This is a genomic window from Nocardioides antri (assembly GCF_008373765.1).
Lineage (GTDB): Bacteria > Actinomycetota > Actinomycetes > Propionibacteriales > Nocardioidaceae > Nocardioides > Nocardioides antri.
Genome location: NZ_VUJW01000003.1, coordinates 324946 through 339547, shown reverse-complemented (window position 1 = coordinate 339547; position 14602 = coordinate 324946). Strand labels below are relative to the sequence as shown.

The following is a 14602-nucleotide window of genomic DNA, read 5'->3' as shown; positions in this document are numbered from 1 at the left end:
TCACCCCTGCGGCCACTCCTCCCGGAGCAGGCCGTAGGTCACCGTGTCCGTCCAGCTGCCGTCGGGCTCGGGGAAGTCGCGACGCAGGTGGGCCTCGCGGGTCATCCCGAGCCGCTCGCAGAGCGCGGCCGACCGCTCGTTGCGGGGGTCGAGGCTGGCGTAGATCCGGTGCAGGGGGTAATAGTCGAACGCCAGCGTGATCAGTGCTGTGGCGGCCTCGGTGGCCAGCCCGCGTCCGGCGTGCGACGGCGCGAAGCACCACCCGACCTCGGCGACCGCCGGCGGGCTCTGGTCGTCGGCCCGGGTGCGGAGCCGGAGCATCAGGTCGCCGACCAGGTCGCCGTCCTGCACGACGCCGAGGGCGAGTGCCTCGTCGGGCTCGGAGGGCGCCATTCGGCTCGCCATGTTGGCGACCCGGGTCACCAGCGCGGCCTCGTCGGCGGGCGGGAACGGCAGGTAGCGGCACACCTCGGGATCGGTGTAGTAGCGCAGCCCGTCGATGTCGGCGGGCGTGATGTAGCGCAGCTCGAGCCGCTCGGTCTTGATCGGGACCGGCGGCGGGTCGAGACGGGGCGCGGACGACTCGGTCACCGGGTGATCACCACGGCGAGCCGGGTCTCGTCCCCCGTGGCGGAGTGCCACACCACGATGCCCTTGTCCGTCGTCCGCGGCGGCGACGGCAGGCTGATCGTGAAGGTCAGCCGGCGCCCTGGGCGGAGCAGCCCCGCCGACGGGCTCACCCGTACCGGGCTGTCGAAGCCCCGGAGGTGCGTCGTCAGCCAGAGCGGCCGGAGGCCGGTGTTGGTGATGGTCCGGCGTACGACGAGGCGGCCGGTCCGCATCAGTGCCTGGGGGAGGTCGAGGTCGCGCCGGCGACCGGTCAGCCAGCCGCGGTAGTGGCGGGTGTCGACGACGTACGCCATCGGTGGAACCCTGCTGATCCGCACCTGGCCGGTGCCGGACCGGAGGCCGGCGTGTCGGCTGATCGGCGTCGTCGAGGTCAGCAGGGCCGAGCGGACCTCGGCCGGCGTGGTGCCGGGCTGTCCGAGCAGGAGGGCGGCGACGCCGCTGACGTGGGCCGTCGCCGCCGACGTGCCGCTGACGACCTCCCACCCGCCGGTGGTGGCGGCGAGCACGCTCGTGCCGGGAGCGACGAGGTCGGGCTTGATCACCGACCAGGTGGGGTCGCCGCCGCTGCTGAACCGGGCGACCCGGGGCGGCGTCCGCTCGCGGCCGACCGTCACGAGCCGCACCTCGGGACGCCGGCGGTCCCGCGCCCACGCGCGCAGGGAGCGACCGTCGCGGGCAGCGATGTGCACCGTGGGTACGGCGTGGAGGTCGGCGTCGGTGGAGCCCGGGCCCCTGTTGGCCAGGACCATGCCGGCGCCGTCGGCGAGGCGGACGGTCATCGACTTCGCGACCCGCGGGACGGTGCCGCGCTCACACAGCACGACCGCGTCCCGGACCCGGCGGGCGTCGAGGCTGCCCGGAGCGCACACCCGGGCGTCGGCGCGCGGCACGCCCGCCGCGGCCGCGTCGGCGCCGAGGACCAGGCGGGCTGGCCCGACGGGCGCCGTTGCCGCCATCGCACCGTCCAGGCGCGGGCCGTCCCTGGTGACCACGGCGCCGACCCGCTGCGCGGACGTGCTGGCGCCGACCGTGACCACCCACGGGGCGGGGTGAGCGGCGTAAGCGTCGGAGCCGCTGTTGCCTGCGGCCGCGGTCACGACGGCACCGGCCTCGGTGGCGCCGAGGAGGGCGCGGTCTACGGTGTCGATCGTGCCGGAGGGCCCGCCGACCCCGAGGTTCAGGACGTCGACGCGGTCGGCAGCGGCGCGGTCGATCGCGGCCACCAGGTCCGCGGTCGCACACCCGTCGTCGTCCGGGTCGGGCGCCGACCAGCATGCCTTGTAGACCGCGATCCGGGCCCGCGGCGCGATGCCGGAGAACCGGCCGAGCCGGTGCTGGCCGGACCGCACGGCGACGTCGGCGGTGCCGGCGGCGATGGACGCCGACTCCGTGCCGTGGCCGTGGTCGTCGCGGGGGGAGAGCGACGAGGAGGACTGCAGCGCGTCGACGCCGAAGCCCTCGACGTAGAACTGCGCGCCGACGATCTTGGCGGAGCAGTCAGTGTCGTCCCAGGTGTCGTCGTCGGCGTCGGCACAGCTGCCGGCGTAGCGCCGGGGGACCGGCCCGAGGGCGGACACCTGGGAGAAGGCCGGGCTCGCCGGGTCGACGCCGGTGTCGACGAAGCCGATCACCACGCCGGCACCGCCCGCCGTACGACGGCGAGAAGCCGGCCCGTGCGCGGACTGGAGGTCCGGCGCCACGGACGCCTCGGACAGGCCGGCCAGCGGGCGGAGCGCGTTCTCCTCGACCAGCGCGACCCGGTCGTCGGCGGCCAGGGCGTCGTGCTGCTCCTCGGTGAGCTCGACGGCGAACCCGTTGAGCGCGGCGGTCCACTGGTAGACGGGGTCGCCGGCACCGATGTCGTCGAGCACGGCAGCCTGGACGTCGAGCATGCGGGCGGCCACCACGGGCTCCGGCGCCTGCCCCCGGTGGCCGGCGGTGCCCGGTCCGCGCAGCGTGACCAGGTGGAGGGTGGTCGCGTCATTGCCGTCGTCGCCGTGGACCGGGGCGGCGGCAAGGGTCGTGACGACGATCGCTGCGGCCAGAGCAGTGGGGAGGGCGCGGCCGCGCTGCAGACGTCGCCGACGTGCGTAGGCGCGCATCCGTCCCCTTCCTGTCCCGAGCCGGTACCTCAGTGCTCCCGGACCGTGCATTCTGTCCCAGCCGTACCAGGGGTAGGCAAGCCCTCAACCCCCAGGGTGTGGAAACCGACGCTCTCGGGAAAGCCGTTCGTGGTCCGTCGTACCCATGTCCTACGCTTTCTCGTCGCGCTCCGGATCGGCCGGAGCGCACTCGTAGAGAAGGGTCGAGACCGTGCCGACTGGCAAGGTGAAGTGGTACGACGCGGAGAAGGGCTTCGGCTTCCTCTCCCAGCCGGACGGGCCGGATGTCTACGTCCGCTCCGACGCGCTGCCCGACGGTGTCACGACCCTGAAGTCCGGGACGCGCGTGGAGTTCGGCATCGCCCAGGGCCGCCGTGGCGACCAGGCGCTGCAGGTGAAGGTGCTGGACGCGCCCGCGTCCGTCGCCCGCAACCAGTCGCAGGCGAAGCGGAAGAAGCCGGAGGAGATGGTCCCGATCGTCGAGGACCTGATTCGGCTCCTCGACGGCGTCGGCGAGGCCTACCGGCACGGCCGTCACCCGGACCGCCGCACGGCGCAGCCCGTCGCCAAGCTCCTGCGCGCCCTCGCCGACGAGCTGGAGGCCTGAGAGGCCTGATCGGTCTGACAGGTCCGGGGCGCCTCAGGCGTGGTGGCTGCCGGCTGTCGGAGGAGGCGGGGCGGCCACCGCGGCAGCCGGCTTCCGGGGCCGGTTGCCGAGCACATAGAGCGCCCAGGCGCCGAGGATGACCGCTGCGGCGCCGAGGCCGAGCTGCGGGATCCACGGCATCGCGATGCCGACGAACCCGCCGATCACCCAGGCGAGCTGCAGGGTGGTGTCGCCGCGTGCGAACGCGCTCGAGTGGGCGCGCGACGGCACCCCGGTCTGGATCGTGGAGTCGAGCGAGACCTTCGCGAGGTACTGCGTCAGCCCGGCCGTCAGCCCGAGGGTGACCAGCGCGATCAGGCTGTAGAAGGTGGCGGCGAGCGCCACGATCACGATGTCGGCGATGAGTGCGGCGACCACGGTGATCGCGGGGTTGATCTTCTTCGCCAGCGAGGCGAGCACGATGCCCAGCGTGTTCCCGAGGCCGGCGCCGCCGATGACGAGGCCGATGAGCAGCGTGGTCCGGTCCTCCCACCCGTCGATCGGCTCGGCGCGCAGCAGGAACGTCATGTACATCGTGAGGAAGCCCGACAGCCAGCGCGGCCCGCAGTTGACGCGCAGCGCGAAGGCCACCTTGGGCGGCATCCCGGTCCTGCGGCGACCGCCGGTCGTCGTCTCCTCGACCTCCTGCTCGCCCTCGGTCGCGTCGACCTTGCCCGGCAGCAGGATCGCGACGACCGTGCCGAGCACGAACACCAGGAAGGCGTAGCGCAGCGCCCAGTCGGCGCCGAAGTACGCCGCGGCGCCCGCCAGCGGCGCCGAGACGCTCGCGCCCACGACGCCGGCGAGGGAGACCCGGCCGTTCGCCTTCACCAGCGTGATCTCGGGCGGGAGCAGTCGCGGCACGGCGGCGGCGCGGGTCACGCCGTACGCCTTGGACGAGACGAGGACCCCCAACGCCGCCGGGTAGAGCCACACGGACTCGTCCGCCACCGCGTCGGCGAGGACCCAGCAGAGGAACCCGCGGATCGCGAACGTGGCGCCGATCGCCCAGCGGCGGCCGTGGCTGAACCGGTCGAGGAACGGGCCGATCAGCGGCGCGACGATCGCGAACGGGAGCATCGTGAGCCCGAGGAAGAGCGCGACCTGGCCCCGCGCCTCGCTGGTGGCGCCGGCGAAGAAGATCGTGCCGGCGAGGGCAATCGCGACCGCGGTGTCGCCGGCTGCGTTGCAGGTGTGCAGCTCGATCAGCCGGTTCAGGCCGGACCGGTCGGCCCCCTGCGCGCCGGCGGCCCGCCGGGCCTGCCGGAAGGTCGCGCGACCGAACCGGCCGGTGCCCCTGGCGAAGCCGCGCAGCCCGCGGGCGGTCGCCTTCGCGCCGGTGCCGACGCTCTGCCCGACCGTGCGGGTCGGCTCCGGGTCGGCTGGTGCCATCGCCGGCGGCGCCTCGCCGGACGGCGGCGGAGGAGGAGGGTACGACGCCCCGCCGCCCCCGCTCGGAGGCGGCGGAGGAGGCGGCTGCGACGTCACGGGCCTATCTTGCCTGCTCGGCAACCATCGTCAGCCCCGACGTGACGACACCGTGCCCGATGCGCGACACTGCACCCGTGAACACCATCGAGCGCAGGTCGACCGACGCCGTGACGGCTGCCGCCGTCGACGACGCTCGCGCCGCGCTGCTCGAGGACGTCGACGCTGCCGACGTCGGCGACTACCTCGGCCACCAGATCGAGGGCCAGCGCGTCGTCACCCACCTCTTCAGCTGCACCCGCCGTGGCTACGTCGGCTGGCAGTGGGCCGTCACCATGACCCGCGCCTCGCGCCAGAAGCGCGTCACCGTCGCCGAGGTCGTGCTGCTGCCCGGTCCGGACGCGATCGTCGCGCCCGCCTGGGTGCCCTACCGCGAGCGGATCGAGCCCGGCGACCTCTCGCCCGGGGACCTGCTGCCCATCGAGGACGACGACCCGCGCCTCGTGCCGACGTACTCCTTCGGTGACGACCCGCTCGACGCCGACGAGAAGGCCCAGGTCCGCCAGGTCGCGAAGGACCTCGGCCTCGGCCGGGTGCGCACGCTGTCGCCCGAGGGCCGCGACCTCGCCGCCGAGCGGTGGTACGCCGGGGACGGCGGCCCCGACTCCCCGCTGGCCAAGTCCGCGCCCGAGACCTGCACGACCTGCGGTTTCCTGGTCCGGCTCGCCGGTCCCCTGTCCGAGCTCTTCGGCGTCTGCGCCAACAAGGACGCCAACGACGACGGCCGGGTGGTCTCCTTCGACCACGGCTGCGGCGCCCACTCCGAGGTGCGGCTCAGCAAGCGGCACGCCCCGGTCCCCCCGGCGCCGCCGGTGGTCGACACGATGACGACGGACGACCTAGAACCCTTCTGAAGTCTTTGGCGCGAGCGTGTCGCAGATCGTGCGGCACGCTGCCGCGCTCAGGCCGCGCGCAGGATCCACACGGCGTAGAGGTCGTCCGCCGGGCGGAGGTCGTAGCCGCCGAACCGGTGGTCGACCCGCAGCCCGGCTGCCTCGACCTCCCCAGCGAACTGGTCAGGCGTGACGGACCGCGCGGTGTGCGGCCCGTCCTCCAGGTGGAAGCCGACCAGCGCCCGGCCGTCCGGTGCCAGCAGCTCGCGGAACCGGCGGAGCACGGCGACCTCGGTGCCCTCGGCGACGAAGGTGATCACGTTTCCGACGCAGACGACCAGGTCGAACTCGGTCGGACCGCCGGCCGCGGTGAGCACCTCCGGCGTCAGGCCGAGGATGTCGTGGGGGAGCACGGTCACGTCCGGGTAGGTGCGGCGCGACTGCGCCACCAGCCGCAGGTCCGGCTCGGCCGCGACGACGCGGTGGCCGCGGCCCTGCAGGTAGGCGGCGACCCGTCCCATCCCGGAGCCGGCGTCGAGGATCCGCGCCTGCCGCGGCACCAGCGCGTCGGCCAGGCGTGCCTCGCCGTCGATGTCCGCACCGGCCTCGACCAGCTCCGCGAACCGGCGACCGTAGCCGGTGTTCTTCTCGCCGCCGCGCTCCCAGCGCGAGAGAGGCGCGTCAGTCATCCGTTGCGGCGCGCTCGGTGCGGTAGCTGCGCCGGCGCTTGCAGTACTCCATGCCGAGGAGGCCGAGTCCGACGCCGGTCAGGCACATCCAGAGCAGCCAGGTGCGGCCGGTCTCCTCGAGTCGGCCGTAGAACGGGAGCAGCCCGAGGAACCCGAGCATGAACAGCGCCGTGCCGACCTGGACGGTCCGCACCCCGTCGACGTCGAGCGGCTCGACCGGCGCGATCAGGTAGGTGCGCTTGCCGATCTCGTGCTTCGTCGGCTGCTCGTCCCTGAGTTCCACGTGACCACGGTACCGCCGGCCGGTGGCTGCGCCTACGCCCCGGGAATACTTAGCAAGGGTAATGACTTATGCTCACGACATGCCCACCCCTGAGAAGGCAGTACGCACCGATGCCGGGCTCGCCAGCGAGCTGCGGCTCTCGGTGATGCGGCTGCGTCGCCGGCTCGCCGCCGAGCGGCATCCCGACAACCCGCTGAGCATGGGCCAGCTGGCCCTCCTGGGCGCGCTCTACCGCAACGGCGACCAGTCCGTCGGGGAGCTCGCGGCGCGCGAGCGGGTGCAGCCGCCGAGCATGACCCGCACGATCAACTGCCTGGCCGACGGCGGGTACGTCGAGCGGCGCTCGCACCCGTCCGACGGCCGTCAGGTCGTGGTCGCGCTGACCGACGAGGGGCGGGCAGTGCTGCTCGCCGACCGGGCGCGGCGCGACGAGTGGCTGTCTCGGCGGCTGGCCGGCCTCAGCGCGGAGGAGCGCGACGTGCTCCGCCGGGCGACGCCGATCCTCCAGCGCCTGGCCGAGGCCGACTGACCCGCCCACCACCGAGACCCGACGAGGAGGACCCCACGAGTCCCACGTTCCGATCCCTGTCCCACCAGAACTACCGCCGGTACTTCGTCGGCAGCATCGTGTCGAACGTCGGCACCTGGATGCAGCGCGTCGCGCAGGACTGGCTGGTGCTGACCATCCCGGGCAACGGCGGCGCCGCCCTCGGCATCACCACCGGGCTGCAGTTCCTGCCGATCCTGCTGCTGTCGCCGTACGCCGGCGTCATCGCCGACCGCTTCCCGAAGCGCCGGCTGCTCCAGGTCACCCAGGCCACGATGGCCCTCGCGTCACTGCTGCTCGGTGTCATCGCGGTCCTCGGCGTCGCCGAGACGTGGCACGTCTACGTCATCGCCTTCGCGTTCGGCATCGGCGCCGCGTTCGACGCGCCCGCGCGGCAGGCCTTCGTCTCCGAGATGGTCGGCCGCGACGACGTGACCAACGCGGTCGGTCTGAACTCCGCGGCGTTCAACACCGCCCGCATCGTCGGGCCGGCCCTGGCCGGCGTCCTCATCGGCCTCCTCGGCGGAGGCATGGAGGCGACCGGCTGGGTCATCCTCGTCAACGCGGTGTCCTACCTCGCGGTGATCTGGCAGCTCCAGCGGATGGACGTCGACGCCCTGCAGTCGCCGGCGCCGACGGCGCGACGGCCCGGCATGCTGCTCGAGGGCGTGCGGTACCTCCGCGGCCAGCCCAAGATGCTGATGATCCTGGTGCTGGTGTTCTTCGCCGGCACCTTCGGGATGAACTTCCAGATGACGTCGGCACTGATGGCGACCGAGGTCTACGGCAAGGGCGCCAGCGAGTTCGGCCTCCTCGGCTCCGCCCTCGCGGTCGGCTCCCTGACCGGCGCCCTGCTCGCGGCGGGGCGCTCCCGGGTCCGGCTGCGGCTGCTGGTCCTGGCGGCGACGGGCTTCGGCGTCGCGGAGATCGTGGCCGGCACGCTGCCGTCGTACCTCGCCTTCGCCTTGTTCTCCCCGCTCATCGGCTTCGCGACCATCACTCTGCTCAACTCCGCCAACGCAACCCTGCAGATCGAGTCCGACCCCGAGCTCCGCGGCCGGGTGATGGCGATCTACATGACGATCGTGATGGGCGGAACCCCGATCGGGGCGCCCGTGATCGGCTGGATCGGTGAGACGTACGGCGCCCGCTGGACGCTCATCGTCGGCGGAGCCCTGGTGCTCGTCGGCGTCGCGCTCGCCCTCCTGGTGCACCGGACCGCCGTGGTCGATCGCGACCGGCGGCCCGAAACCTCGCCGCTCGCGGTCCCTGCCGGGGGCGCCCGTCTCTGACATGCTGCCCTCATGAGCAGCACGGCGACCTCGGGCACCTCCGCAATCGACCGCTTCTTCCACATCTCCGAGCGCGGCTCGACGCTCGCTCGTGAGGTTCGCGGCGGCCTCGTCACCTTCCTGACGATGGCCTACATCATCGTGCTCAACCCGATCATCCTGCTCGGCGGCAGGGACATCGACGGCGCGCTGCTCGCCGGCGGCGACGGAGCGCAGATCGCAGCCGCCACTGCGCTGGTCGCCGGCGTGCTGACGATCCTGATGGGGGTCGTCGCCAACTTCCCGATGGCGCTGGCGACTGGCCTCGGCCTCAACGCGTTCGTGACCTACTCGGTCGCGAGCCAGATGACCTGGGCCGACGCGATGGGCCTGGTGGTGATCGAGGGCCTCATCATCCTCGCGCTGGTGCTCACCGGCTTCCGCAAGGCCGTCTTCAACGCCGTGCCGCCGCAGCTGAAGGTCGCGATCGCCGTCGGCATCGGCCTCTTCCTCACCATCATCGGGCTCGTCGACGCCGGCTTCGTGCGGAGCACTTCCATCGCGGTGCCGCCGATCCAGATCGGCATCGGCAACCAGCTGCAGGGCTGGCCGGTCGCCGTGTTCTGCTTCGGTCTCGCGCTGCTGGTCGCGCTGTACGCCCGCCGGGTGCCCGGCGCGATCCTCATCTCGATCCTGGTGACGACGGCGGTCGCGATCGTCGTCGAGGCCGTCGCCGACATCGGCCCGACGTTCGTCGATCCCCAGACGACCAACCCGACCGGGTGGAACCTCAACGTCCCCGCCCTCCCGGAGGAGGTCGTCGCGGTCCCGGACCTCGGGCTGCTCGGGGAGTTCAGCCTGCTCGGCTCGTGGGAGCACGCGGGCGTGGTCACGGTGTGCCTGCTGATCTTCACGCTGCTCATCTCGGACTTCTTCGACACGATGGGCACGATGACCGCCATCGGCGAGGAGGCCGGCCTCCTGGACGAGGACGGCGTGCCGCCCCACACCCAGCGCATCCTGCTGGTCGACTCGATCGGCGCGGCCGCGGGTGGCGCGGCTGGCGTCTCCTCCAACACGTCCTACATCGAGTCCGCCTCGGGCGTCGCCGAGGGCGCGCGCACCGGGCTGGCGAGCGTGGTCACCGGGCTGCTCTTCCTGGCGGCGACGTTCGTGGCGCCGGTCGTCACGGTGATCCCGAACGAGGCCGCCGTGCCCGCCCTGGTGCTGGTCGGGTTCCTGATGATGCAGCAGGTCAACGGGATCGACTGGGGGGACCTCGAGATCGCGCTCCCCGCCTTCCTGACGATCGTGCTGATGCCGTTCACGTACTCGATCTCGGTCGGCATCGGCGCCGGTTTCGTCAGCTACGCCTTCCTCAAGCTGGTGCGCGGGAAGGTCGCCGAGGTGCACCCGCTGCTGTGGGTCGTCGCGGGACTGTTCCTCGTGTACTTCGCGATCCACCCGCTGACCGACTGGCTCACCTGAGCCGCCTGTTGCGCAGTTTTGCGTCCGTATGGGGCGGCCGGTAACCTCGTTCCTTGTGTCTGGGTCACCCAGGCATGTCGCGCGCGCCCTCGGTCCTCGTTCTGGCGGGAGGCGCATCCCACGGCACACAGCTTCACCGCATCATCCCGTGCCCGACAAGGTGTCGGGCCGTGAAAGCAGACAGGAAAGGGAACCACCAGGTGCCCACCATCAACCAGTTGGTCCGCAAGGGCCGCCAGGACAAGGTGTCGAAGAACAAGACGCCTGCCCTGAAGGGTTCGCCCCAGCGACGCGGTGTGTGCACCCGCGTCTACACCACCACCCCCAAGAAGCCGAACTCCGCCCTCCGCAAGGTCGCTCGTGTGCGCCTGAGCAGTGGCGTCGAGGTCACCGCCTACATCCCGGGTGAGGGTCACAACCTGCAGGAGCACTCGATCGTGCTCGTCCGCGGTGGTCGTGTGAAGGACCTCCCCGGTGTTCGTTACAAGGTCATCCGGGGTGCGCTCGACACCCAGGCCGTGAAGAACCGTAAGCAGGCTCGCAGCCGCTACGGTGCCAAGAAGGAGAAGAGCTGACATGCCGCGCAAGGGCCCCGCGCCGAAGCGCCCGATCGACGTCGACCCGGTCTACGGTTCGCAGCTGGTGAGCCAGCTCGTGTCCAAGGTCCTCATCGACGGCAAGAAGCAGGTCGCGCAGCGCATCGTCTACTCCGCTCTCGAGGGCACCCGCGAGAAGACCGGCACCGACCCGGTCATCACGCTCAAGCGTGCGCTCGACAACGTGCGTCCCGCCATCGAGGTCAAGTCCCGCCGCGTCGGTGGTGCGACCTACCAGGTCCCGATCGAGGTCAAGGGCACGCGTGGCACCACGCTCGCGCTGCGCTGGCTCGTGGGCTACGCGCAGGAGCGCCGCGAGAAGACCATGAGCGAGCGCCTGATGAACGAGATCCTCGACGCCTCCAACGGCCTCGGTGCCGCTGTGAAGAAGCGCGAGGACACCCACAAGATGGCCGAGTCCAACAAGGCCTTCGCCCACTACCGCTGGTGACGTGGTCGGGACGGGCGCCCGCCCTGCGGAGCCCCGTCCCGGCACCACCTGCCCACTACTTCTAAGGAACGCTGACTCACAGTGGCAGTCGACATCACGACGGACCTGAACGTCGTCCGCAACATCGGCATCATGGCGCACATCGACGCCGGCAAGACCACCACCACCGAGCGCATCCTCTTCTACACCGGCATCACCTACAAGATCGGTGAGGTCCACGAGGGTGCCGCGACGATGGACTGGATGGAGCAGGAGCAGGAGCGCGGCATCACCATCACGTCCGCCGCGACGACCTGCTGGTGGAAGAACCACCAGATCAACATCATCGACACCCCCGGCCACGTGGACTTCACGGCCGAGGTGGAGCGCTCGCTGCGTGTGCTCGACGGTGCGGTCGCGGTGTTCGACGGTGTCGCCGGTGTGGAGCCGCAGACGATGACCGTGTGGCGGCAGGCCAACAAGTACTCCGTGCCCCGCATGTGCTTCGTCAACAAGCTCGACCGGACGGGCGCCGACTTCTTCCGCTGCGTCGACATGATGGTCGAGCGCCTCAACTCCACCACCCTGGTGCTGCAGCTGCCGATCGGTGCCGAGTCCGACTTCATCGGCGTCGTCGACCTGGTCGAGATGAAGGCCAAGGTCTGGCGCGGCGAGACCAAGATGGGCGAGGACTACGCCGTCGAGGACATCCCGGCCGACATGCAGGAGCTGGCCGAGGAGTACCGCGAGAAGCTCGTCGAGACCCTCGCCGAGGCCGACGACGACATCATGGAGACCTACCTCGACGACGGCGACGTCTTCGACGTACCCACCCTCAAGGCCGCGATCCGTCGCGCGACCCTGGCCGACAAGCTCAACCCGGTCCTGTGCGGCACCGCGTTCAAGAACAAGGGCGTCCAGCCCCTGCTCGACGCGGTCGTCGACTACCTGCCGTCGCCGCTCGACATCGAGGCGATCATCGGCCACAAGCCGGGCGACGAGGAGACCGCGATCGAGCGGAAGCCCTCGGACTCCGAGCCCTTCGCCGGTCTCGCCTACAAGATCGCGTCCGACCCGCACCTCGGCAAGCTGATCTACGTCCGGGTCTACTCCGGCAAGCTCGAGGCCGGCTCGACCGTGGTCAACTCGGTCAACGGCCGCAAGGAGCGGATCGGCAAGGTCTACCAGATGCACGCCAACAAGCGTGAGGAGATCGCGTCGGTCGGCGCCGGCCAGATCGTGGCTGTGATGGGTCTCAAGGACACCCGCACCGGCCACACCCTGAGCGACCCGAACAACCAGGTCGTGCTCGAGTCGATGACGTTCCCGGCCCCGGTGATCGAGGTCGCGATCGAGCCCAAGACCAAGAGCGACCAGGAGAAGCTCGGTACGGCGATCCAGCGCCTCTCCGAGGAGGACCCGACCTTCGTCGTCAAGACCGACGAGGAGACGGGCCAGACCATCATCGCCGGCATGGGCGAGCTCCACCTGGAGATCCTGGTCGACCGGATGAAGCGTGAGTTCAAGGTCGAGGCGACCGTCGGCAAGCCGCAGGTCGCCTACCGCGAGACCATCCGCGGCGAGGTCAAGAACCACTCCTACACCCACAAGAAGCAGACGGGTGGCTCGGGTCAGTTCGCGAAGGTCGTCATCTCACTGGAGCCGAACAAGGACCCCGAGACCGGTCTCGGCGCGGGCTACGAGTTCGCCAACAACGTGACCGGTGGCCGCGTGCCGAAGGAGTACATCCCCTCGGTCGACCACGGCGGCCAGGAGGCCATGGAGTTCGGCGTGCTCGCCGGCTACCCCATGGTCGACGTGAGGTTCACCCTGGAGGACGGCGCCTACCACGACGTCGACTCCTCGGAGCTTGCGTTCAAGATCGCTGGTCTGCAGGCGTTCAAGGAGGCTGCCCGCATGGCCAAGCCGGTCCTGCTGGAGCCGATGTTCGCCGTCGAGGTCACCACGCCCGAGAGCTTCCTCGGCACGGTGATCGGTGACATCAACAGCCGTCGCGGTCAGATCCGCGCGCAGGAGGAGCGTCACGGCGACATCGTCGTGAACGCCCTCGTGCCGCTGTCCGAGATGTTCGGGTACGTTGGCGACCTGAGGTCCAAGACCTCCGGCCAGGCTTCGTACTCGATGGAGTTCGACTCGTACGCCGAGGTTCCCACGAACATCGCCGACGAGATCATCAAGAAGGCGCGCGGCGAGTAATCGGCTGATTACGGACCCAGGCCTCGGCACCACCCCTTTAGTACGAGTCAAGTAACACACAAATCAGGAGGAGCCCCCAGTGGCTAAGGCGAAGTTCGAGCGGACCAAGCCGCACGTGAACATCGGCACGATCGGTCACATCGACCACGGGAAGACGACGCTGACCGCGGCGATCTCGAAGGTGCTGCACGACAAGTACCCCGACCTCAACGAGGCCTCGCCGTTCGACCAGATCGACAAGGCTCCCGAGGAGCGGCAGCGCGGCATCACGATCTCGATCGCGCACATCGAGTACCAGACCGAGGCGCGCCACTACGCGCACGTCGACTGCCCGGGTCACGCGGACTACATCAAGAACATGATCACCGGTGCCGCCCAGATGGACGGCGCGATCCTCGTGGTCGCCGCGACCGACGGTCCGATGCCGCAGACCCGTGAGCACGTGCTGCTCGCCCGCCAGGTCGGCGTCCCCGCCCTGGTGGTCGCGCTCAACAAGTGCGACATGGTCGACGACGAGGAGCTCATCGAGCTCGTCGAGATGGAGGTGCGCGAGCTCCTCTCCGAGTACGAGTTCCCGGGCGACGACGTGCCGGTCGTGCGCGTTGCTGCCTTCCCGGCGCTGAACGGCGACGAGAAGTGGGGCGAGTCGGTTGCCGAGCTCATGGCGGCCGTCGACGAGTACATCCCGACCCCGGCTCGTGAGACCGAGAAGCCGTTCCTCATGCCGGTCGAGGACGTCTTCACCATCACCGGTCGCGGCACCGTGATCACGGGCCGCATCGAGCGCGGCATCGTGAAGGTCAACGAGGAGGTCGAGATCATCGGCATCCGCGAGGGCTCGCAGAAGACCACCGTCACCGGTGTCGAGATGTTCCGCAAGCTCCTCGACGAGGGCCAGGCCGGTGAGAACGTCGGTCTGCTCCTCCGTGGCACCAAGCGCGAGGACGTCGAGCGCGGCATGGTCGTGATCAAGCCGGGCACGACCACCCCGCACACCAACTTCGAGGCGTCGGTCTACATCCTCTCGAAGGAGGAGGGCGGCCGTCACACGCCGTTCTTCAACAACTACCGTCCGCAGTTCTACTTCCGGACCACGGACGTGACCGGCGTCGTGACCCTGCCCGAGGGCACCGAGATGGTCATGCCGGGTGACAACACCGAGATGTCGGTCGAGCTCATCCAGCCCATCGCGATGGACGAGGGCCTGCGGTTCGCCATCCGTGAGGGTGGCCGCACCGTCGGTGCTGGTCGCGTCACCAAGATCACCAAGTGATCTCGACAGGTTCGATCCACCGGATCTGACCTGAGAGTCGCTCGACGGCCCCGGACCGCAAGGTCCGGGGCCGTCGTGTTTCCCCGACCGCACCGGATGGGAGGATCCA

The 14602-nt window shown here is 70.7% G+C and carries 14 protein-coding genes; 9 read left to right on the top strand and 5 right to left on the bottom strand.

Annotation, left to right across the window (positions count from 1 at the left end):
- On the bottom strand, nucleotides 1-591 hold the full coding sequence (locus F0U47_RS07800) for a GNAT family N-acetyltransferase (RefSeq protein WP_149749741.1): 591 nt from the start codon (nucleotides 589-591) through the stop codon (nucleotides 1-3).
- Nucleotides 588-2732, bottom strand: coding sequence for a S8 family serine peptidase (locus F0U47_RS07795; protein ID WP_188111217.1), 2145 nt, complete (start codon nucleotides 2730-2732; stop codon nucleotides 588-590). The genes F0U47_RS07800 and F0U47_RS07795 overlap by 4 nt, the downstream gene beginning before the upstream one ends.
- A gap of 211 nt (nucleotides 2733-2943) precedes the next feature.
- On the opposite strand from F0U47_RS07795, the gene F0U47_RS07790 reads away from it, so the two are divergent.
- Nucleotides 2944-3339, top strand: coding sequence for a cold-shock protein (locus F0U47_RS07790; RefSeq protein WP_149749739.1), 396 nt, complete (start codon nucleotides 2944-2946; stop codon nucleotides 3337-3339).
- Between the two features lie 33 nt (nucleotides 3340-3372).
- Here F0U47_RS07790 and F0U47_RS07785 read toward each other — a convergent pair whose 3' ends face one another.
- Nucleotides 3373-4770: an MFS transporter gene (locus F0U47_RS07785; RefSeq protein WP_149749738.1), complete on the bottom strand. Its 1398-nt coding sequence runs from the start codon at nucleotides 4768-4770 to the stop codon at nucleotides 3373-3375.
- 173 nt (nucleotides 4771-4943) lie between these two features.
- Between F0U47_RS07785 and F0U47_RS07780 the strand changes: the two genes are divergently transcribed.
- The gene (locus F0U47_RS07780) at nucleotides 4944-5720 is read left to right on the top strand and encodes a DUF3027 domain-containing protein (RefSeq protein ID WP_246159516.1); all 777 of its coding nucleotides are present in this window, start codon (nucleotides 4944-4946) and stop codon (nucleotides 5718-5720) included.
- 47 nt (nucleotides 5721-5767) lie between these two features.
- Here the strand turns inward: F0U47_RS07780 and F0U47_RS07775 are convergent, their stop codons facing one another.
- Both F0U47_RS07775 and F0U47_RS21790 read right to left on the bottom strand, forming a co-directional pair.
- Nucleotides 5768-6388 carry a class I SAM-dependent methyltransferase gene (locus F0U47_RS07775; RefSeq protein ID WP_149749736.1) on the bottom strand — a complete coding sequence of 207 codons (621 nt, stop codon included), beginning with the start codon at nucleotides 6386-6388 and terminating at the stop codon, nucleotides 5768-5770.
- The gene (locus F0U47_RS21790) at nucleotides 6381-6671 is read right to left on the bottom strand and encodes a DUF2530 domain-containing protein (RefSeq protein ID WP_246159515.1); all 291 of its coding nucleotides are present in this window, start codon (nucleotides 6669-6671) and stop codon (nucleotides 6381-6383) included. The genes F0U47_RS07775 and F0U47_RS21790 overlap by 8 nt, the downstream gene beginning before the upstream one ends.
- 79 nt (nucleotides 6672-6750) lie before the next feature.
- Between F0U47_RS21790 and F0U47_RS07765 the strand changes: the two genes are divergently transcribed.
- The 7 genes from F0U47_RS07765 to tuf all read left to right on the top strand — a co-directional run bounded on the left by F0U47_RS07765 (nucleotide 6751) and on the right by tuf (nucleotide 14493).
- Entirely contained in the window at nucleotides 6751-7200 is a 450-nt protein-coding gene (locus F0U47_RS07765; protein ID WP_246159514.1) for a MarR family winged helix-turn-helix transcriptional regulator, read from the top strand.
- Entirely contained in the window at nucleotides 7197-8510 is a 1314-nt protein-coding gene (locus tag F0U47_RS07760) for an MFS transporter (protein ID WP_149750532.1), read from the top strand. Before F0U47_RS07765 ends, F0U47_RS07760 begins: the two co-directional genes overlap by 4 nt.
- Before the next feature lie 12 nt (nucleotides 8511-8522).
- On the top strand, nucleotides 8523-9977 hold the full coding sequence (locus F0U47_RS07755) for an NCS2 family permease (protein WP_149749734.1): 1455 nt from the start codon (nucleotides 8523-8525) through the stop codon (nucleotides 9975-9977).
- A gap of 200 nt (nucleotides 9978-10177) precedes the next feature.
- Complete coding sequence (gene rpsL / locus F0U47_RS07750) at nucleotides 10178-10552, top strand: 30S ribosomal protein S12 (protein WP_109692297.1); 375 nt, start codon at nucleotides 10178-10180, stop codon at nucleotides 10550-10552.
- Between the two features lies 1 nt (nucleotide 10553).
- Entirely contained in the window at nucleotides 10554-11024 is a 471-nt protein-coding gene (gene rpsG, locus F0U47_RS07745; protein ID WP_149749733.1) for a 30S ribosomal protein S7, read from the top strand.
- Nucleotides 11025-11105: 81 nt separating this feature from the next.
- The gene (gene fusA / locus F0U47_RS07740; RefSeq protein ID WP_149749732.1) at nucleotides 11106-13220 is read left to right on the top strand and encodes an elongation factor G; all 2115 of its coding nucleotides are present in this window, start codon (nucleotides 11106-11108) and stop codon (nucleotides 13218-13220) included.
- Nucleotides 13221-13299: 79 nt separating this feature from the next.
- A complete protein-coding gene (tuf, locus tag F0U47_RS07735; protein WP_149749731.1) occupies nucleotides 13300-14493 on the top strand; it encodes an elongation factor Tu in 1194 nt (397 codons plus the stop codon).
- Nucleotides 14494-14602: the final 109 nt, after the last annotated feature.